Genomic DNA, 19,399 nt, shown 5'->3' on the forward strand with positions numbered 1-19,399 from the left:
GGCGCCGTGCCCGGCGAAGTCCAGCAGCACCGCGACGCCGCCCTGGCGGGCCACCGAGTCGGCCAGCGGCCGCATCAGCCGGGCCGACCCGGCGAAGCCGTGCGCGATCACCACCCCGGGCCGCAGGTCACCGGCCCCGCCGTCGGCACGTACCTCGGTCAGCGGCACCCCGGCCACCGTCGCCCGCGCGGTGCTCAGCCCGGCGTCGGCGCGGACCAGGAGCAGGACGCCGAGGACGACGGCGAGCAGCGCGACCACGCCGCAGGCGAGCGTTCGCCGCGACGCCGGGCCGGGGGTGGGCATGCCGGCACCCTACGCCGCGTCGGCGGCCCGGCGTGACCTTCGCCGCCCGGCTGCCGCCGGGCGGCACTGGCCGCGACGCCGCACACTGGATGCCATGGCGATCCCTCTTCCCCGGCCCGGCGCCCTGCTCGGCCTCACCCGTACCGCAGTGGACCAGGCGCTCGGCTCCGCCGCCACGATGGCCTCGGTACCCGCTCGCGCCTTCGCCGTCCTCGACCAGGTGGAGGCGCTGGTCCGGCGGATCGACGGAGTGGTGGACCGGATCGAGGGCACGCTCGACCGCACCGACCGGGTGCTGGCCGACGCCGAGACGGCGGTCCGCGAGGTGGCGGTGATCAGTGCCGCCGCGACCGCGGCGATCGACACGGCGACCGAGGTGGCCGCCGCCGCGACGGTGGTGGTCGGCGAGGCGCAGCGGGTCTCCGCGGCGGCGGCCACCGTGGTCGGCGAGGCGGACCGGGTGGCCCGCAGCGCGGCCGGTGTGGTCACCGAGGCGGAGACGGTGACCGCGCGGGCGGCGGGCACCCTCGCCACCGCCGAGAAGGCCACCGGCGTCGCGAACGAGCTGCTGGCCGCGTACGAGTCGACGCTGCGCCGGGCCGCACCGATGGCGGCGCGTTTCGTGGAGCAGCTCAGCCCGGAGGAGGTGACCGCAGCGATCCGTCTCGTGGACGAGTTGCCGAAGCTCAAGGACCACCTCACCTCGGACGTGCTGCCGATCCTGGCCACGCTGGACCGGGTCGGCCCGGACCTGCACGACCTGCTGGACGTCACCCGCGACCTCAAGCTCGCGGTCGCCGGCATCCCCGGGCTCGGCATGCTGCGCCGCCGCGGCGAACGCCTCACCGACGAGGTGTAAGGAAGGGCCCCTTGTTAACGCCTCCGGTAGTGAAAGGGGCCCTTCTTAACAGTCGGCGAACAGCTCGTCGATCTCCGCGCGGTGCGGCAGCGCCACCGAGGCGCCGAGCTTGCGTACGCACGCCGCACCGGCGGCCGCCGCCCAGCGCACCGCGTCGGCCAGGTCCCGCCCCTCACCCCAGGCCACGGCGAGCGCCGCGGTGAACGCGTCGCCGGCGGCGGTCGAGTCGACCACGTCCACCGGCACCGCCGGCACGTGCGTCGCCGGTCGCTCCCGGTCGACGTACCAGGCGCCGTCGCCGCCGAGCGTGAGCACCGCCCGGGGCACCAGATCCAGCAGCGCCGCCGGCTCGTCCCGGCCGCGACCGGTCAGCGCCTGCGCCTCCGGCTCGTTCACCACGAGCAGGTCGGTGGCCGCCAGCAGCTCGGCCGGCACCGGCCGGGCCGGCGCGGCGTTGAGCACCACCCGGGTGCCCGCCGAACGGGCCGCGAGCGCCGCCTCGGTCACCGTCTCGACCGGCACCTCCAGCTGCGCGACCAGCACGTCCGCATCGCGTACGGCGGAAAGCTCGTCGGCGGTCGGCGACGTGAAGGCGGCGTTCGCGCCCGGCGTGACCAGGATGGCGTTCTCCCCCGCGCCGCCGACCATGACCAGGGCGACGCCGGACGGGCCGTAGACCACGCGCAGGTGCCCGGTGTCCACGCCGGCCGCTGTCATCCGGGCCCGCAGCGTCACGCCGAACGAGTCCGAGCCGATCGCGCCGAGGAAGACGCAGGAGGCGCCGGCGCGTACCGCGGCGACGGCCTGGTTGGCGCCCTTGCCGCCGGGCAGCATGACGAAGTCGCTGCCCAGCACCGTCTCACCCGGCCGGGGCAGCGCGGCGCCGATGCCGACCAGGTCCATGTTGGCGCTGCCGACGACGGCGATCCGGGTCTGCGGCACGGTGTCCGTCCCGTCGCTCAGGCGGCGCGGGCGGCCCAGCGGTCGCCGGACCGCGTGACCACCAGCGGCAGGCCGAACGTCTTCGACAAGTTGTCGGCGGTGAGCACGTCGCCGAGCAGGCCCTGCGCCACCACGCCGCCCTCGCGCAGCAGCAGCGCGTGCGTGAAGCCCGGCGGGATCTCCTCGACGTGGTGGGTGACCAGCACCATCGCGGGCGCGTCCGGGTCGTACGCCAGCTCGGCCAGCCGGGCCACCAGGTCCTCGCGCGCGCCCAGGTCGAGCCCGGCGGCCGGCTCGTCGAGCAGCAGCAGCTCCGGGTCGGTCATCAGGGCGCGGGCGATCTGCACCCGCTTGCGCTCGCCCTCGGACAGCGTGCCGTACGCGCGGTCGGCGAGGTGCCCGACACCGAGCTGGCGCAGCAGCGCGGCGGCGCGCGCCTCGTCGGTGCGGTCGTAGCTCTCCCGCCAGCGGCCCACCACCGACCAGGCGGCGGTCACCACCACGTCGGTGACGCGCTCGTCGGCGGGGATCCGCTCGGCGAGCGTCGCGGTGGACAGGCCGATGCGGGTACGCAGCTCGTTGACGTCGGTGCGGCCGATGCGCTCGCCGAGCACGTGGGCGACGCCGTTGGTCGGGTACAGCCGGCCGGAGGCCAGGTTGAGCAGTGTCGTCTTGCCCGCGCCGTTCGGCCCGAGCACCACCCACCGTTCGTCCAGCTCGACCCGCCAGTCGACGTCGTGCACCAGCGCCGTGCCGGAACGCTTGACGCCGACCCCGTCGAGGCTGACCACCAGATCCGCGTCCACGGTCGAGGGGGCGGGGGCGCCCGGGGCGCCGGGGATCAGGTCACCAGTCACCGCACCATCCAATCACGCATCCGGCACGGTGCCCCCCACGGGAGGCGTCGCCACCATAGGGTGGGGCGCCGTGTCGTTGGTCACCGCTTCCGGAAGGACACCCATGCCCGACCGCTGCCGGAAGGCGCGCTGATGAGCGCGGTCATCGAGATCGCCGGCCTCCGCAAGACGTTCCACTCGCTGCGCCAGGGGCGGCGGGTCGCCGTCGACGGCTTCGACATGCTGGTCGAGGCGGGTCAGGTGCACGGTTTCCTGGGGCCGAACGGGTCCGGCAAGACCACCACGCTGCGTGCGCTGCTCGGGCTGGTCCGGCCGGACGCCGGGCGGATGCGCGTGCTGGGCGCCGATTCACCCGAGCGCCTGCCGGACGTGGCCGGCCGGGTCGGCGCGATCGTGGAGAGCCCGCAGTTCTTCGCCAACTTCACCGCGCACCGGACGCTGCGGCTGCTGGCCGTGGCCGGTGGCGTGCCGACCGTCCGGGTGGACGAGGTGCTGGAGCAGGTCGGGCTGCGGGACCGGGGCCACGAGCGGGTCAAGGGTTACTCGCTGGGCATGAAGCAGCGGCTGGCGGTCGCCTCGGCCCTGCTGAAGAACCCGGAGCTGCTGATCCTGGACGAGCCGGCGAACGGGCTGGACCCGGCCGGCATCCGGGAGATGCGCGACCTGACCCGATCGCTCGCCGAGGCCGGGGTGACGGTGCTGCTCTCCAGCCACATCCTGGCCGAGATCCAGTTGATCTGCGACCACGTGACGATCGTCAGCCGGGGGCGGCGGGTCGCGTACGGGCCGGTGGAGGAGGTGCTGGCCGGCTTCGACCAGCACCAGTGGCGGGTGCGGGTGGCCGACCCGGAGCAGGCCGGTGACCTGCTGGGCCGGGCCGGTCTGTCGGTGACGGCCGGGCCGGACCACCTGGTGGTGACCGGCGTGGAGGATCCGGAGACGATCAGCCGGACGCTCGGCGAGCAGGGCGTGTGGGTGCGCGAGCTGGTCCCGCTGCGGCCGGACCTGGAAAGCGTCTTCCTGGAACTGACCGGCGACCACGAGCACATGGGCGTGGAGGTGCCGCGGCAGGTCGACGGCGCGCCGCCGAGCGACGGAGTGATCGACCTCGACGTCCGGGAGAGCCGGGAGGTGGACGCGTGAACCTGGTCCGTGCCGAGCTGGAGCGGCTGGCCGCCCGGCGCTTCGTGCAGCTCATGGTGGTGCTGCTGGCTGCCGCCTTCGCGGTGACGGTGGTGACCACGCTCGCCGGTTCGCACCGGCCCAGCCCGGCGGAGCTGAGCCGCGCGCAGGCGCAGGCGGCGGAGAGCGTCCGCGAGATGGAGATGACGTACGACCGCTGCCTGCGGATCCGGGAGGGCTCGCTCCCGCCGGCCGAGAACGACTACCTGCCGCGCGACTGCGCCCAGATCGACCCGGCCCAGCTCGACGAGCTGCCGACCGCGGCCGACTACCTCAGCGGTGTCTTCGTCTTCGCCAAGGAGGCCGAGCCGCTGCTCTACTTCCTGATCGCGTTCCTGACGCTGTTCGGGTTCCTGGTCGGCGCCTCGTACATCGGGGCCGACCTGAACTCGGGCGGGGTGGTCAACCTGCTGCTGTGGCGGCCCCGGCGGTCGACGGTGCTCGCCGCGAAGCTGGGCACCCTGCTGGGCGGGCTGGTCGGCCTGTCGGTGCTGGCCTCGGTGGCGTACCTCGGGGCGTTCTGGTTGATCGGCCAGGCGTCCGGTCTGGTGGGGCGGACCGGTGGCGACTTCTGGCCGTCGCTCGCCGCGATCTGGGGGCGCGGCCTGGTGCTGGTGCTGCTCGCCGCGGCGCTCGGCTTCGCCGTCGCCACGCTGGGCCGGCTGACGTCGGCGGCGCTCGGCGCGGTGGCCGCGTACGTGGTGGTGTGGGAGCTGGGGGCGCGGCTGGTGTTCCAGATCCTCCAGGTGGGCCGGCCGGACCGGTACATGCTGTCCAGCTATCTGGCGGCCTGGCTCTCCGGTGAGGTGCGGCTCTGGGACGGCAACGCCTGCGGCCCCGGGATCTCCGGCTACTGCGACGGCTCGTACACGGTGACCTGGCCGTCGGGTCTGGTGGTGCTGCTCGGGCTCACCGGCGCGCTCGTGGCCGCGGCGTTCACGGTGTTCCGCCGCCGCGACCTCATGTGACGGAAGGGCAGGCCCGGCAACTCCTTGCAAACCCTGACGCCATGATGAAGGATTCCTTCACATGGCGTCAGGGCGCACGACGCGGTCAGCCGACCGTCGAGCCGAACACCTCGTCGCGCACCGCGTCCAGCGCGGTACGCAGCGCGCCGCGCAGGATCGGCTCCTCGGTCAGCCCGGTGGTCACCACCCGGGGCCGGACGAGCGTGATCGCGGCGACCTCGTGCTGCACCCGCTCGGCCAGCGCCGCCCCGCCCGCCTGCCCGACCGCGCCGGCGAGCACCACCAGCGGCGGGTCCAGCACCACGCAGGTACTCGCCACGCCGAGCGCCAGCCGGCGGGCCAGCTCGTCCAGCATCGGCCCACCGGCGGTGCCGGCCGCGATCGCCGCGCGTACCACCTCGGCCGCCCGGGCCGCCGCGACGCCCTGCTCCGCCGCCTTGGGGGTGGCGAAGCCGTGCTCGGCAGCCACCGCGCGTACCGCGTCGGCGCCGACGAGCTGCTGGAATGCCGGCTTGGCCCGCTTGGACACGTCGCGCGGGATGGGCGCGCCGGGCACCGGCAGGTAGCCGATCTCGCCGGCCGCGCCGCTGCTGCCGTGGTGCAGCCGCCCGCCCAGCATGATCGCCAGGCCGACGCCGGCGTCCACCCAGACCAGCACGAAGTCGGAAGTGCCCTGGGCCGCGCCGGACTGCGCCTCGGCCACCGCGGCGAGGTTCACGTCGTTCTCGAACACGACCGGGGTGTCCAGGTCCTCGCGCAGCGCGGCGAGCAGGCCGCTGTGCCAGCGCGGCAGGTTGAACGCGAAGGTGATGTCACCGGTCTGCGGGTCCACCAGGCCGGGGGTGCCGAGCACGACGCGCCGGACGGCGGACAGCTCCGCCCCGGCGCTGCTGGCCGCCTGGACCACCGCGTTGTGCACCACCCCGACCGGGTCGTCGGTGTCCTTCGTGGACTGCTCGACCCGGCCGGCCACCGTGCCGGTGATGTCGGCGCAGGCCGCCACCACCCGCTCCGCGCCGACGTCCACGCCCACCACGTACGCGCTGCCCGGCCGGACGGCGTAGAGCTGGGCGTTCGGGCCCCGCCCGCCGGCCTGCTCGCCGACCCGGGCGACCAGGCCGCGCTCCTCCAGCCGTTCGACGAGCTGGGACGCGGTGACCTTGGACAGCCCGGTCAGCTCACCGATCCGGGCCCGGGTCAGCGGGCCGCGTTCGAGCAGCAGCTCCAGCGCCGCACGATCGTTGAGCGCCCGCAGGAGTCGGGGGGTACCGGGCAGCCGGGTCGCACTCATGCCGTCGTCCTCAATTTTCAGTAAAGTTTTCTAACCACAAAACGCCTGCCGAGGGGCGTCCGTTAGCGTATCGGCCGCCCCGATCCGCGAAGGTCGGACGACCCGGCAGGGAAAGGGGATACTCGTGGGTCAGGATCCAGGACTCCGGCGGCTCGCGCTGGGCACGCTGCTGGCCGCGTACCCGGGTCCGGTCCCGCCGGACTGGGCGGTCGACCTGCTCGCCGACGGGCTCGCCGGGCACACCCTGTTCGGCACCAACATCCACGACCCGGCCCAGGTCGCGGCGTCCACGGCGGCGCTGCGCGCCGGCCGCCCCGACGTGATCGTCGCGATCGACGAGGAGGGCGGCGACGTCACCCGGCTGGCCCACGCCACCGGCAGCCCGTACCCGGGCAACGCCGCGCTCGGCGCCGTCGACGACCCCGCGCTGACCCGCGAGGTGTACGCGGCGATCGGCGCCGAGCTGGCCGCGCTCGGCGTCACGCTCGACCTGGCGCCCACCGTCGACGTGAACACCGCCGACGAGAACCCGGTCATCGGCACCCGCTCGTTCGGCGCCGACCCGAAGCGGGTGGCGGTCCACTCGGCCGCCGCCGTCGCCGGCCTCCAGTCGACGGGCGTGGCCGCCTGCGCCAAGCACTTCCCCGGGCACGGCGCCACAGTCGCCGACTCCCACCACGAGCTGCCCACAGTCGACGTGCCGCCGGCCGTCCTGCGGGAACGGGACCTGCCGCCGTTCGCCGCGGTGGTCGACGCGGGCGTCCGCGCGGTGATGACCGCGCACATCCGGGTGCCGGCGCTGACCGGCGACGGCCCGGCCACGTTCAGCCGCGCGGTCCTGCACGACCTGCTGCGCGTCGAGTACGGCTTCACCGGCGCGGTAGTCACCGACGCGCTGGAGATGAAGGGCGCGGTGCTCGCCGCCGGCGGGGTCGGCACGGGCGCGGTCCGGGCGCTGGCGGCCGGCGCGGACCTGCTCTGCATCGGCGCCCGGGTCGACGCCGAGCTGGTCGAGTCGGTCGCCGCCGAGATCGTCGCGGCGATCGGCGACGGGCGGCTGGCGCGCGAGCGGGTCGAGGAGGCGGCCGGCCGGACCGCCACGCTCGCCGCCACCGGCCCCGCCGACGCCCCGCCGCCCGCCACCGACGGCCTCGGCTACGCCGCCGCGCTGCGGGCGGTACGGGTCGAGGGCGACCTCACCCGCGCCGCCGCACCCCTGGTGGTGCAGGTGCACGCCACCTCCACCGTCGCCGAGGGGCGGGTGCCGTGGGGGCTCGGCCCGCACCTGGCCGCCGGGATCGAGCAGGCCCGCGCGGTGGCGGGCGAGACCGACCCGGAGAAGCTGCGGCGGCTCGCCGGGGACCGGCCGGTCGTGCTGGTCGGGCGGCACCTGCACCGGCTGCCCGGCGCGCGGGAGCTGGTCGAGGCGCTGGCCGCCACGCATCAGGTGACAGTGGTCGAGATGGGCTGGCCGGGCGCGTGGCGGCCGGCTGGCGCGCGCGCGTTCGTCGCCACCCACGGCGCCAGCCACGCCAACGGCCGCGCCGCCGCGCAGACGCTGGGCCTGACCGGCTGACCGCATCACCCTTGAACACGTTCAAAATCTGTCGTACGCTCAGGGCGTCCTTGATTTGAACACGTTCAAGAGAGGCGACGGGGATGGACGTGAAGGTCTGGATGTACCTGGCTTACCTGGCGGTCAGCATCGGTCTGACCATCTGGGTGGCCCGGGCACTGTCCCGCAACGGGCTGGTGTTCCTGCAGGACGTGTTCGCCGACAGCCGGCTGGCCGAGGCGGTCAACAGCCTGCTCGTGGTCGGCTTCTACCTGCTCAACCTCGGCTACGTCACGGTGGCAATGAAGGAGTCCGGCCCGGTCGGCGACACCAGCCAGGCGCTGGAGCAGCTCTCCATGAAGGTGGGCCTGGTCCTGCTGGTACTGGGCGCGCTGCACTTCTTCAACGTCTTCGCGCTCGGCCGCTACCGGCGCGGCCGCCTGCGGCAGCAGGCCACCCACCCGCCGCTGCCGCCGGTCCGTATCCTCCCGCCGCAGGGTGGGCCCGTACCGGCAGGCGGCCCGAACCCGCCGGCCCGGTGACGTCCGCCCCGGGCGGGCGCCCGTCGGATCCCACCGGGCACGGGGCCGGTGGGATCCGCGGGTTCACCGTCCTGTTCGACGCGGGCTGCCCGATGTGCCGGGGCGCCCGGCGGTGGCTCGCCTCGCGGCCCCAGCTCGTACCCCTGGAGTTCGTGCCGGCCGGGTCCGCCGAGGCCCGGCGGCGCTTCCCCGGCCTCGACCACGACGCGACGTTGCGGGACCTGACGGTGGTGGCCGACACGGGCGCGGTCTACAGCGGCGACGGCGCCTGGTTCGCCTGCCTCTGGGCGCTCGCCGAGCATCGGGGTACGGCCGAGCGGCTGGCCCGCCCGCACCTGCTGCCGCTGGCCCGGCGGGTGGTGGCGGCGGCCTCCGCGGTCCGCGAACGGATCCGGGAACCGGGATACGGTGACGACGATGACCGAGCAGAGTGCGCCGACGACCGCTGCGGGTGGGCAGGGGTCGACGGCCCGGGGTGAGCAGACCCGCCAGTTGATCCTGGACACCGCGATGCGGCTGTTCCGCGAGCGCGGGTACGCGCGCACCACCATGCGGGCGGTCGCCCAGGAGGCCGGCGTGGCGGTGGGCAACGCCTACTACTACTTCGGCTCCAAGGAGCACCTGGTCCAGGAGTTCTACGCGGGCACCCAGCGCGATCACCGGGAGGCGGCCGGCCCGGTGCTCGCCCGGGAGCGGGAGTTCGCCGCGCGGCTGGCCGGGGTGCTGCACGCGGGCATCGACGTGCTGAGCCCGTACCACGCGTTCGCGGGCGCCTTCTTCAAGACGGCGGCCGAGCCGACCTCGCCGCTCAGCCCGTTCTCCGCCGAGTCGTCGGAGCCGCGGGACATGTCGATAGCGCTGTTCCGCGAGGCCCTCACCGGATCCACCGTCAAGCTCGACGACGAGCTGCGCGAGGCGCTGCCCGAGCTGCTCTGGCTCGGCTACATGGGTGTGGTGCTCTACTGGGTGCACGACCGCTCGGACGGGCAGGTCAAGACCCGCCAGCTCATCGACGGCGTGGTGCCGCTCGTGGACCGGCTGGTGGGGCTGTCCCGGCTGCGCGTGCTGCGGCCGGCCACCCGGCAGGCGCTCGCCCTCATCCATACGCTGCGTCACTGACCTCGCCCGCGCACCTGCCAGCGATTTCGCAGGTGAGAGTCCGCAACCGGACAGCAACACACCCCTTGTTCACGGTCGGTAATACACATAGCGTTACCGGTGTCGGGGCCTGGGGGAGAGCTGCGGACCGTGGATCCGGCCCGGGATCCACGGTCCGCGCCGAGCCGGGCCGGCTCAGCGGGGGAACACGCCGAACGCGGTGAAGCCGCGATCCGGGAACCCGGCCGCCTCGGCCACCCGGCCGGACGCCGCGTTGCCCGGGTCGTGCAGGTAGGTGGGGATCGCTCCCTCGTCCAGCACCCGGCGCGCCGCCTGCGCGACCAGCCGCCGGGCCAGGCCGCGCCCGCGCGCGGCCGGCACCGTGCCCACCGCCAGCTCGTGCCCGTACGAGTCGTGCCGCTTGATCCCCACCCCGGCCCGGTACGCGCCGTCGGCGCCCCGGACCACGAGCACCTCCCGGTCGAACAGCCGCAGCCACGGCGGCAGCCCGGGCAGCGTGGGCGGCACCCACTCCCCCACCTCGGGCAGCGGCGCCGGGTCGGCGCACCAGCGGAAGACGGACGTGTGCGAGATGAAGTCGGGCGTGCCGACCGCCGCCGGGAGGGCGGGCAGCCACTCGCCGGGCGGCCGTCCCCGGACCAGCGCCCGGACCGCCTCCACCCGATCGACGGCGACCGAGAGGACGGTGCTGCCGTGGGCGGTCACCGCGAGGGCCGGGCGCAGGCGGCCGTCCCAGGCCGGACGGGCGCGGCGGTGGGACCGCACCACGTGCAGTCCCGGGCCCGCCGGCCACTGTCCCAGCCAGGTCGCCAGATGGAGGAAGACCCGCCGGTCGAGCACGTGATCATGGTACGCCGGGCCGGACCGCCCGTGCTCGCGTAATCAACTGATCCCACCGGGGTTGAGACCCGCGGCGGATGGGTAGTGGGGCGGCACGCCAGCGACGGATGACGATGTGTGGTCCGGCGGAGGGCCGCAGGAATTTGACGCTTCACGGGAACCCGAGGCATCGACCCTGCGTCATATTCATTTCCATACATGGACAAGTTTTTCTGGGACGGTAGTGGTCATGCCTCACGAACCGAATGACCGATTCCAGCAGGACCCGGAGCGGAGCTGGCGGGCCGCCGGCGACGCCGGACGCTTCCCGGCGCAGCGGGCGTACCGCGAAGCCCGCAGCCGGGGGCTCTCCTGGGCCGAGCTGAACACGCAACCATCGGGCGCCGCCGCCTGGCGCGGGTCGGCGGCCGCCTGACGCACCAATTTCAAGCGCAGCTTGGTGCGCAGATCCAGCACTTCCTGGTGTACGGTCGAACGCATGACCCGCATCACGGTGGACGTCAACGATGAGTGGCTGGAGTCCGCCCGCGAGGTGCTGGGCACCGACACCAAGGTCGCCACCATCAACGCCGCGTTGCACGCCTTCGCCGTCCGGCGGCAGGCGAAGGAGATCGTCGCCGCGTTCGATCAGGTCGAGATGGACTTCGCCGAGTCGGACGAGGGCTGGCGTTACGGCGGTGGGCGCGACTTGAGCCGGCTCGCCGAGGACGCCCGCGACGGCGAGGCCGCGGCCTGATGGCCGGCCAGGTCTACCTGGCGGACACGTCGGTGTACGTGCTTCAGGCTCGGCACCAGGCCGTCCGGAAGCGCTTCGAGACGCTGCTGGCAGAAGGGCGCCTCGCCGCGTGCCAGATGACCTCGCTGGAATATCTGAACAACGCCCCCACACCGAAGGGATACGAGATCCTGTGGCAGGCGCTCCGGGGACACCGCTGGCTGGATGTCACCGCCGAGGCGATGGACCGCGCCATGGCGGTGCACCGCCTACTGGCCGCCGAGAGCCAGCACCGCAACTTTCGGCTGCCTGATCTGATCATCGCGGCGACCGCCGAGCTGCACGGTGCCACGGTGCTGCACTACGACGCCGACTACGACCGGATCGCCGCGCTCACCCACCAGCCCACCGAGTGGGTCGCCCCGAAAGGCAGCCTCTAGGAACGCGGGCGGCGACACACCGGCCGGCGGCGCACCGGTCTTCGCACACCTGTGCGGTAGCGTCTTGTGGTCCGATTTCCGGCCTACGACAGGAGAAGCTCCGCGCATGGGCAAGAAGACGATCCACGTCTCCGACTTCACCGGCCAGGTGCTGAGCGCCGACGACGAGGTGGTCAAGGTCGTCGTACTGGAGCACCCGGACCTGGTCGCCGGGCCCGTGCAACTGGACGCCACCCCGGTCGACGTGGAGAGCATCGACGACGCGGCACTGGACGTCGCGGTGGTGGAGATCCACGACCGGCACGGCCACGGCGAGCCGCGCCGGGTGGTGCTGACCGCCAGCGAGTTCGACGCGATGGCCACCGACGTGCCGATGGCGCAACTGCTGCGTACCGCCGAGCGGGTCAAGCCGCCCAAGGCACGCCGCGCCACCGAGAAGATCGACTACGGCACCATCGAGCACGCCGGGCGCCCGCACCGCGGCCGCGTCACCGAGGAGGAGGCCCGGCTGGTCCGGGAACGCCTGGACGAGGTGAACAAGCGCCTCGCCGACGCCGGCATCCGCCAGGTCGACCCGGCCGACCCGGAGCACGCGGCCCGCTACGGGTTCCCCACCGCCGACTGACACACGCGGGCCGGGCACGCGCCCCCGTGGCGCGTGCCCGGCCCGGTGTCAGGCCCCTTTTCGGGTGATCTCGGCCAGCGCCGCCTCGAACGCCGACTCCAGCGCGTCCTTGCGCAGCCCGAGTCCGGTCAGCACACCGTCGCCGCCCTCCTCCTCCAGCAGGGCGAGCAGGATGTGCTCCGTACCGATGTAGTTGTGTCCCATCCGCAGCGCCTCCCGGAACGTCAGCTCCAGGACCTTCTTGGCCCGCGCGTCGTAGGGGATCAGGTCCGGGACCTGGCCGGCCTTCGCCGGCAGCGTCGCGGTGACGACCTCCCGCAGCCGCTCCAGGGGTACGCCCTGCGCCACGATCGCGGCGGCGGCCAGCCCTTCCGGCTCGGCGAGCAGCCCGAGCGCGACGTGTCCCGGGGTGATCTCGGCGTTGCCGGCCGCCCGCGCCTCCTCCTGCGAGGCCAGCACGACGTTGCGGGCGCGCGGGGTGAACCGGCCGAACCCGGAGTTCGGGTCGAGCGCGGCGGCGGTCTCCGCCTTGGCCGCGGAACGCTTCTGGGCGGCCTGCTTGCTCACGCCCATACTGCGGCCGATCTCCGTCCACGACGCGCCGGAGCGGCGCGCCTGGTCGACGAAGTGCCCGATCAGGTGATCGGCGACGTCGCCCAGGTGGTCGGCGACGAGGACGGCGTCGGCCAGTTGGTCGAGCGCGTCGGTGTGTGCCTTCTTGATGCCGTCGATGAGGTCGTCGAGGCGTACCGGGTGGGTCATCTTGTGCGGTTCCGTCTCCTCCATGCGTCAACCATAGGTTGACGATACGGATGCGTCAACCCTCGGTTGACGACCCCTTTCCCATCGCGCGATGATCTCGATCCCGGTAGTGTCGACCGGGGTGAGCACCCATTCGACACTGCTGTTCGTGCTCGCCGCCGTCGCGGTCGTCATCGCCGTACGGTGGGTGGCCTCCCGCACCGGCCTGCCCGCCGCCGCGCTCCTGCCGCTCATCGGCATCGCGTACGCGCTGCTCCCCGGCCCCAACATCGGCCTCGATCCCGACCTCGTGCTCATGGTCGTGCTGCCGCCGCTGCTCTACAGCGCCGCGCTCGACTCGTCCCTGCTGGACATCCGGCGCAACCTGCGGATCGTGGTCAGCCTCTCGGTGCTGCTGGTGCTCCTCACCGGACTGCTCGTCGGCGTCGGGTTCCACCTGTTCGTCGCCGGCGCGACCCTGGCCGCCGGCATCGCGGTCGGCGCCGCCGTCGCCCCGCCCGACCCGGTCGCCGCCCTGGCCGTGGGCCGCCGGGTCAACCTGCCGCCGAAGATGGTCACGATCATCCAGGGCGAAGGGCTGCTGAACGACGCCACCGCGCTGACCATGCTCAGCGTCGCGGTGGCCGCCGCCGTGGGCGGCGAATTCTCGTTCCACGCAGCGGTCGGGCAGTTCGTGCTCGCGGCGGCCGGCGGAATCGCCGTGGGTGTCGTCGTCGCCCGGGCCAAACGGCTGGTCCGGCCGCTCACCGCGGACCCGCTGCTGTCCAACGCCATCTCGCTCGCGACACCGTTCGTGGCGTACCTGCTCGGCGAGGCGCTGCACGTCTCCGGCGTACTCGCAGTGGTGGTCGCCGGCCTGATCGTCGGCCACCAGACGCCGCAGTTCGGGTCCGGGGCGGCCCGCCTCCAGACCAACGCCGTGTGGCGGCTCGTCGACTTCCTGCTCGAAGGCTTCGTCTTCCTGCTCATCGGCCAGCAACTCCCCGCCGTCGTGCGGGGCCTGCGCCAGTACGAGACGTCCACCATCGCCGTCGCCGTCGCCGTGTCCGTCGGCGTGGTCCTGCTCCTGCGCCCGGCCTGGCTGATCCTCACCCAGTGGCTCCCCCGGTCGCTGCACACCCGGCTGGGCGGCGTCGCCGAACAGGACGACACCGACCCACCCGGCGCGGCGCGGCGAACCGGGCGAGCCGACCGCAACGCCCGCGGACTGACCGCACGCGAGGTGGTGGCGCTGAGCTGGTCCGGCACCCGGGGCGTGATCAGTCTGGCCGCCATCTTCACGCTGCCGCTCACCACCAACAGCGGAGACCCGTTCCCCGACCGCGACCTGCTGCTGTTCTGCACCTTCGTGGTGGTCCTGGTGACGCTGGTCGGGCAGGGCCTGACGTTCGCGCCGCTCGTGCGGATGCTCGGCCTGCGCGCCGACGAGGCAGACCAGGCCCGGGTACGCAACGAGGCCCGCTCCGCCGCCGTCGAGGCCGCCCTGGCCCGCCTCGACACCGTCGCCGCCGAGGAACCGGACACGCGGGTGGCGGTCGACATCACACGCGCCCAACTGCTGACCCGGCTGGCCCGCTACCGGGGGCGGCTCGACCTGCTCCAGCAGAGCGGATCGTCGGAGCTGCCCACCTCACCCGAGTACGAGACGGCGCTGCGGGTCCACCGGACCGCGCTGGAGGCACAGCGCGAGGAGTTGCTGCGGTGGCGCGACTCCGGCCGGCTGCCGGACGAGGGACTGCGCGTGCTGGAACGCGAACTCGACCACGAGGAACTGCTGCTGCCGAAACGGGCGCCGAGCTGACTACGGGCCCGGCGCCCGCCGGCCGCCTCACAGCTGGCGCAGGATCACCGGATCCTTGATCTTCTTGTCGGCGGCAAGCAGCAACGCCTTGCTGATGATCTCGCCGAGCCGGCTGTCACCCTCGAACGGCAGGAACATCTCCGGCTCCTTCGCCTTCGCCGAGTCCGGGATGACGCACAGGTACCGCTCGTCCGGGGCGATCAGGATGTTGCCCGAGCCGCAGTGGATGCGGTACGTGTGCAGGTCGCCGCGTACCTCCAGGAACCTGTCGGTGAGCGTGCAGCGACCGGCGATCGCCAGCCGGGGGATCAGCTCCGCCAGCACGTCCCGGCGCGTCCGGCCGGTCGGGTTCAGCTCGCCGAAGCTGTTCTGCGCCCAGTAGTCGCGATACCGGCCCTCCGGCCCACCGTCGTACCAGTTCGGGTCGGCGCCCACCCCGGCCGCGGCCACGAACAGGTCGACGTCGCGCATCACCTCGCTCAGCACGACCGGCGGAACCTGCGCCAGCGGAACCGGCAGGCGCTCGCCCCGGATGAAGAACAGCTGGTCGGTTCCCATCGTGTCGAACACGAGGTCGTCGTCCCGGTGCTCGATCCCGGCGACACCCAGTTCGGCGCGCAGCCCCCAGTCCGGGAGGGCCAGCCAGGGCAGGTTGTAGGACGCCCCGTCGTTGCGGTGCTGGACGTACGACCAGCCGCGCCGGGACAGCAGCGCGTTGAGCCGGTGCTGACGCACGATGTGCGCGGCGAACCGGTTGGAGTACACGCCAGTGGCCCGCTCCGCGTCGGTGAGCAGATACTGCTCCCGGTGCGCCTGCTTGAACGGCTGGGTGATCGCGTGCCGGGTCAGGAACTCCCGCCACGGCCCCACCGCGTCGGGGTCGAGCACCGGATGCCACAACCGGACCGTCGCGTCGCCGGCCGGCTCGAACACGGTGTCGTCCACTGTGCGCAGCGCCTCACCGGCCCAGCAGCAGGCGACGCCGTCGACCGTCCAGACGAGCCGCCGGGCCAGCGTACGGGCCAGCGGATGGTCCAGGAGCCGTTCGCGCCACTGCTCGACGGTCCACGAACGGTCGCGCCGCAGCAGCCCTTCCAGCCGGTCGCGGGTGGCGACGAGCGTCGCGGCGACGTCGGCGACAGTCGCCTTCAGCTCCTTCACCTCCTCGCCGTGCTCCTTGCGCACCTGCGCCGGAGGCGTCCTGACCACCTTGCCGTCCGCGTTGCGCCACACCACTACGGCGTCGACACCGCGCACCTCCAGCTCGTACGAGCAGTCGCCCAGCTTGTCCGCGAGCGGCAGCCCGAAGCCGGGCAGGGCCATCTCCTCGACGTCCTCCCGGCTGACGCCGCGCGCCTCGGCGTGCCGGGTCAGCCCCTTTTCCACCAGGCGCAGGGTGCTCTTGTAGGTCAGCCGCGAGGACAGCCGCGCCAGCTGGGCGAGCGCGGCCGGGTGATCGGTGTCGACGAGCGCCGCGACCGCGGCGTTCGCCAGCTTCGGGCTCGCCGGGCCGTGGCCGGAGATCTTGCGGGCGGCCCGTTCCGCGATCTGGCCGAGGCTACGCAGGGTCTCTTCGGACGGCGGGCACATCGTCCGCATCCAGAGCAGGCCCCACAGCAGCCTGACGTTGTAGCGGTCGATCATCCGTGGTGGCATGTCCTTGATGTGGCCGGCGCAGCACGTGGTCATGCGCAGTGGCAGGCTGCGGGACTGCCCGACGAGCGGGAGCCAGTCGTCGAGCCGGGCGGTGAACTCGTCGACGCCCACCGCGTCGAGCAGCGACCGGGCCTGCTTGCGCCAGGCGGCCGTCGGCTTCGCCTTGTCCGCCTCGACCGGGCAGTGCGCCAGCAGCGCCTCCCACGCGGACCGGCGATCCGCCGGCATCGCCTCGATGTCCGCTACGGCGCGGTCGGCCCACTGCTCACCGACGTTGGGGATCGGCCACATCCGGTCGGCCTCGTCGCTGATGTAGCTCAGCGAGCGCTCGATCCCGGTCCGACGCCAGGTCGCCAGCGCCGCCGGGTTCACCCGCCCGGCCGAGGCCTCCGCCTGGAGGGACTCCCAGGTGAACCGCTCGAGATGGGAGCTCCAGTAGTTGAATCCCAGCCAGGCCTGAGTGCTCAGCCGGCCGAGCCAGGCCGAGCCGTCGAGGCCGCCGCCGGAACACACGGCACGGATCAGCGTGGCCCACCCGTCCTTGCCCGAGCCCGGCACGGCCAACGCGTCGAACACCACCTGCCGTACCGGCGCCGGTTGTGCGGCCAGGAGTTCCTTCGTGCGGCGCCACGCCACGCCCCGGGCCCGGTCCCACGGCTCCTCGTGCTGGTACGGCAGGTTCGGCAGGCTGTCGATCAGGGTGGAGGCGGCGACGACACGCCTGTCGTGATCCGCGTCGTCGCCGGTCAGGTCGGCCACGGCGGCGGCGACCGACTCGACCTTCCGGGTGGCCTCCGGCAGCAGCTCGACCAACGGCGCAGCGAGATAGTAGGGCCCGTGCGAATCTTTGAGCGCGGCGAGCAGCGACGGAACCGCTCCCGCCGGTGCCCAGCCGCACACCGTCACCACCCGGTCGACGAATTCCTGCTTGCCGGTCTCGTTGAGGTTCTGGGCGCTCGGGCCCCACCACCTCTTGGCGGTGGCGGCCACATCGCGCAGGGCCGACTCGGGGTCGTACGTGTCCACTCAGCCACCCACCAGCGGGACGAGCTTGAGGAAGGTGACGCGCGATCCCGCGTGCAGGCGGACCTTCTCGTCCAGGTCGGTGACCTGGTGGTCGTCCACGAGCACCACGAAGGCGTTGCGGCCGAACGCGTCGAGTGTCATCCGCGTCCGCTCCTCGGGATCGGCGTCCGCGCCGGACTCGGCGATCTCGAGGGAAACCCGACGGCGGATCAACTCGGCGAGGGGCAGCGTCTCCTCGAAGACCTCAATGGTCCACGCGGGCCCGCCCGGAGCTCCGACCACCTCGTCGGTGACTGTGATCAATGGCATGGCGGAGAAGGTAACGCTTCCCTCCGACACCTCAGCATTTTGTGTGACCTGACCGCGTACCGGACAGTCTCCACGGTGTACGAGATCATTCCGTGAAGGCGAGGTTGTGAGCGTGTCCTATCCCGCGTACCCGAACAGGGCCGACATGTCGGCGGTGGTGGACGCGGCGCGCCGCGGCGACCGGGCGGCGACGGACGAGGTGGTCTCGCACTGTCTGCCGCTGGTCTACAACATCGTGGGCCGGGCGCTGAACCGGTCGGCCGACGTCGACGACGTGGTGCAGAACACGATGCTGAGCGTCGTACGCGGCCTGCCGGGCGTCCGCGAGCCGCGGCTGTTCCGGTCGTGGCTGGTCGCCGTCACCATGAACGAGATCCGCACCCACACGCAGCGCCGGCCGACCACACCGGCGCCGCCGGAGGACATCGACAACGTGATCGACCCGCGCGCGGACTTCGAGGACCTGACCCTGACCCAGCTCCGCCTCGCCGACCAGCGCCGCGAGGTCGTGCTGGCCACGCGCTGGCTGGACGACGACCACCGCCACCTGCTGTCCCTGTGGTGGCTGGTCGAGGCCGGTCACCTCACCCGCGCCGACCTGGTCGACGCCCTGCGCCTGGAGCCACATCACGTGACCGTGCGGGTGTCCCGGATGAAGGCGCAACTGGACACCGCCCGGCTGGTGGTGCGAGCCCTCACCGCGCGGCCCGGCTGCGCCGGCCTGCGCGACACCGCGTCGGGCTGGAACGGTCAGCCGGCGCCGCTGTGGCGCAAGCGGTTCGCGCGGCATCTCCGGGACTGCGCGCACTGCCCGGACGCGACGAACGACCTGGTGCCCGCCGAACGGCTGCTCGCCGGCCTGGCGCTCACGCCGCCCCCGGCCGCACTCGCCTCGGACGTCACGCAGAAGCTGCACCCCGTCGCCTCCGTGTCGCCCGTCACCCCGGCCGGTACGCACGCCGTGGCGGCCGGAGCGAGGTCCGGGCTCTCGTTGTCCAAGACCCTGGTCGGCGTCGCCGCGGCCGTTGCCGTGCTCGGCGGGGGTGGTCTGATCCTTGCCAACTACCCGAGCGGATCGAAGCAGCAGCCGACGAGCGTGGCGGCCTCGCAGCCCGCGACCGCGACCACCGCTCCCGCGCTCACACCCTCCCCGACCGCCGCCTCCCCGACCGCCGCCCTCCCGAGCCCCACCCCGAGCCGGGCGGCGAAGCCCAGCAAGTCGCCAAAGCCGACCCCGTCGCCGGTCAAGTCCACCGCCACGTCCAACGGCTTGTCAGCAGCGGAACGGCGGCTGCTGGTGCTGCTCAACGAGCGGCGCCGCGCGCTCGGGCTGACCGAGGTCAAGCTGGGCGCGGCGCAACACCGGGAGGCGGAGTCCTGCGTACGGCGGAACCTGAACGCGAGCGGGTTGCAGCACTGCGGGCACGAGGTGCTGTTCGCCTCGTCGGGCAACTCCTCGCCGGAGCAGATGATCGAGGCGTGGTTCAACAGCCCTGGGCACAAGACGGCGCTGACGTACGCCAGCTCCCGCTTCGCCGGCCCGGCGATCGTGTTCAACGGCAGCCGCCAGGTCGCCGCCATCAACATCGACTACTGAGGCGGTCGCT

Annotated in this window: 20 protein-coding genes; 13 read left to right on the forward strand and 7 right to left on the reverse strand. The window is 73.3% G+C overall.

The genetic code is table 11. The annotated features are described in order from the left end of the window. The first annotated feature begins 397 nt into the window (after window positions 1-397). Complete coding sequence (locus DQE82_RS02140) at window positions 398-1,162, forward strand: hypothetical protein (RefSeq protein WP_064446969.1); 765 nt, start codon at window positions 398-400, stop codon at window positions 1,160-1,162. 45 nt (window positions 1,163-1,207) lie between these two features. On the opposite strand, the gene DQE82_RS02145 is transcribed toward DQE82_RS02140, so the two are convergent. Next, the gene (locus DQE82_RS02145) at window positions 1,208-2,104 is read right to left on the reverse strand and encodes a ribokinase (protein ID WP_069087606.1); all 897 of its coding nucleotides are present in this window, start codon (window positions 2,102-2,104) and stop codon (window positions 1,208-1,210) included. 17 nt (window positions 2,105-2,121) lie between these two features. Beyond that, entirely contained in the window at window positions 2,122-2,961 is an 840-nt protein-coding gene (locus DQE82_RS02150; protein WP_064446967.1) for an ABC transporter ATP-binding protein, read from the reverse strand. A gap of 132 nt (window positions 2,962-3,093) precedes the next feature. Between DQE82_RS02150 and DQE82_RS02155 the strand changes: the two genes are divergently transcribed. After that, window positions 3,094-4,104, forward strand: a complete 1,011-nt coding sequence (locus tag DQE82_RS02155; protein WP_043326083.1) for an ABC transporter ATP-binding protein — start codon at window positions 3,094-3,096, stop codon at window positions 4,102-4,104. Further along, window positions 4,101-5,111: an ABC transporter permease subunit gene (locus DQE82_RS02160; RefSeq protein WP_043326085.1), complete on the forward strand. Its 1,011-nt coding sequence runs from the start codon at window positions 4,101-4,103 to the stop codon at window positions 5,109-5,111. The genes DQE82_RS02155 and DQE82_RS02160 overlap by 4 nt, the downstream gene beginning before the upstream one ends. An 85-nt stretch (window positions 5,112-5,196) precedes the next feature. On the opposite strand, the gene DQE82_RS02165 is transcribed toward DQE82_RS02160, so the two are convergent. Next, window positions 5,197-6,402, reverse strand: a complete 1,206-nt coding sequence (locus DQE82_RS02165; protein ID WP_069087605.1) for an ROK family transcriptional regulator — start codon at window positions 6,400-6,402, stop codon at window positions 5,197-5,199. A 124-nt stretch (window positions 6,403-6,526) separates the two neighbouring features. Here DQE82_RS02165 and DQE82_RS02170 point away from each other — a divergent pair, with 124 nt between their 5' ends. The 4 genes from DQE82_RS02170 to DQE82_RS02185 all read left to right on the forward strand — a co-directional run bounded on the left by DQE82_RS02170 (window position 6,527) and on the right by DQE82_RS02185 (window position 9,618). Next, on the forward strand, window positions 6,527-7,978 hold the full coding sequence (locus DQE82_RS02170; RefSeq protein ID WP_113971867.1) for a glycoside hydrolase family 3 protein: 1,452 nt from the start codon (window positions 6,527-6,529) through the stop codon (window positions 7,976-7,978). An 83-nt stretch (window positions 7,979-8,061) separates the two neighbouring features. Further along, window positions 8,062-8,499: a hypothetical protein gene (locus tag DQE82_RS02175; protein ID WP_043326089.1), complete on the forward strand. Its 438-nt coding sequence runs from the start codon at window positions 8,062-8,064 to the stop codon at window positions 8,497-8,499. After that, window positions 8,496-8,978: a thiol-disulfide oxidoreductase DCC family protein gene (locus tag DQE82_RS02180; RefSeq protein ID WP_043326091.1), complete on the forward strand. Its 483-nt coding sequence runs from the start codon at window positions 8,496-8,498 to the stop codon at window positions 8,976-8,978. Before DQE82_RS02175 ends, DQE82_RS02180 begins: the two co-directional genes overlap by 4 nt. Further along, window positions 8,917-9,618 (forward strand): TetR family transcriptional regulator, encoded by a 702-nt coding sequence (locus tag DQE82_RS02185; RefSeq protein ID WP_043326093.1) that lies wholly within the window; start codon window positions 8,917-8,919, stop codon window positions 9,616-9,618. Before DQE82_RS02180 ends, DQE82_RS02185 begins: the two co-directional genes overlap by 62 nt. A 174-nt stretch (window positions 9,619-9,792) precedes the next feature. Here DQE82_RS02185 and DQE82_RS02190 read toward each other — a convergent pair whose 3' ends face one another. Then, window positions 9,793-10,458, reverse strand: a complete 666-nt coding sequence (locus DQE82_RS02190) for a GNAT family N-acetyltransferase (RefSeq protein ID WP_113971868.1) — start codon at window positions 10,456-10,458, stop codon at window positions 9,793-9,795. 229 nt (window positions 10,459-10,687) lie between these two features. Between DQE82_RS02190 and DQE82_RS02195 the strand changes: the two genes are divergently transcribed. The 4 genes from DQE82_RS02195 to DQE82_RS02210 all read left to right on the forward strand — a co-directional run bounded on the left by DQE82_RS02195 (window position 10,688) and on the right by DQE82_RS02210 (window position 12,238). Then, on the forward strand, window positions 10,688-10,873 hold the full coding sequence (locus DQE82_RS02195) for a hypothetical protein (protein ID WP_043330580.1): 186 nt from the start codon (window positions 10,688-10,690) through the stop codon (window positions 10,871-10,873). 63 nt (window positions 10,874-10,936) lie between these two features. Further along, window positions 10,937-11,194 carry a type II toxin-antitoxin system VapB family antitoxin gene (locus tag DQE82_RS02200; protein WP_043326097.1) on the forward strand — a complete coding sequence of 86 codons (258 nt, stop codon included), beginning with the start codon at window positions 10,937-10,939 and terminating at the stop codon, window positions 11,192-11,194. Then, on the forward strand, window positions 11,194-11,613 hold the full coding sequence (locus tag DQE82_RS02205; RefSeq protein ID WP_043326099.1) for a PIN domain nuclease: 420 nt from the start codon (window positions 11,194-11,196) through the stop codon (window positions 11,611-11,613). The genes DQE82_RS02200 and DQE82_RS02205 overlap by 1 nt, the downstream gene beginning before the upstream one ends. Window positions 11,614-11,719: 106 nt before the next feature. Next, window positions 11,720-12,238 carry a hypothetical protein gene (locus tag DQE82_RS02210; RefSeq protein WP_043326101.1) on the forward strand — a complete coding sequence of 173 codons (519 nt, stop codon included), beginning with the start codon at window positions 11,720-11,722 and terminating at the stop codon, window positions 12,236-12,238. A gap of 48 nt (window positions 12,239-12,286) precedes the next feature. Here DQE82_RS02210 and DQE82_RS02215 read toward each other — a convergent pair whose 3' ends face one another. Beyond that, the gene (locus DQE82_RS02215; protein WP_043326103.1) at window positions 12,287-13,024 is read right to left on the reverse strand and encodes a Clp protease N-terminal domain-containing protein; all 738 of its coding nucleotides are present in this window, start codon (window positions 13,022-13,024) and stop codon (window positions 12,287-12,289) included. 67 nt (window positions 13,025-13,091) lie between these two features. Here DQE82_RS02215 and DQE82_RS02220 point away from each other — a divergent pair, with 67 nt between their 5' ends. After that, window positions 13,092-14,801 (forward strand): Na+/H+ antiporter, encoded by a 1,710-nt coding sequence (locus DQE82_RS02220; RefSeq protein ID WP_113971869.1) that lies wholly within the window; start codon window positions 13,092-13,094, stop codon window positions 14,799-14,801. A gap of 27 nt (window positions 14,802-14,828) precedes the next feature. On the opposite strand, the gene DQE82_RS02225 is transcribed toward DQE82_RS02220, so the two are convergent. Continuing rightward, window positions 14,829-17,483, reverse strand: a complete 2,655-nt coding sequence (locus tag DQE82_RS02225; RefSeq protein ID WP_233514566.1) for a DUF4132 domain-containing protein — start codon at window positions 17,481-17,483, stop codon at window positions 14,829-14,831. Continuing rightward, window positions 17,484-17,792, reverse strand: coding sequence for a hypothetical protein (locus DQE82_RS02230; RefSeq protein ID WP_051611207.1), 309 nt, complete (start codon window positions 17,790-17,792; stop codon window positions 17,484-17,486). A gap of 112 nt (window positions 17,793-17,904) precedes the next feature. Here DQE82_RS02230 and DQE82_RS02235 point away from each other — a divergent pair, with 112 nt between their 5' ends. Continuing rightward, on the forward strand, window positions 17,905-19,389 hold the full coding sequence (locus DQE82_RS02235; protein WP_233514567.1) for a sigma-70 family RNA polymerase sigma factor: 1,485 nt from the start codon (window positions 17,905-17,907) through the stop codon (window positions 19,387-19,389). Window positions 19,390-19,399 lie beyond the last annotated feature (10 nt).

Source organism: Micromonospora sp. LHW51205, from assembly GCF_003315815.1.
GTDB classification, from domain to species: domain Bacteria; phylum Actinomycetota; class Actinomycetes; order Mycobacteriales; family Micromonosporaceae; genus Micromonospora; species Micromonospora chalcea.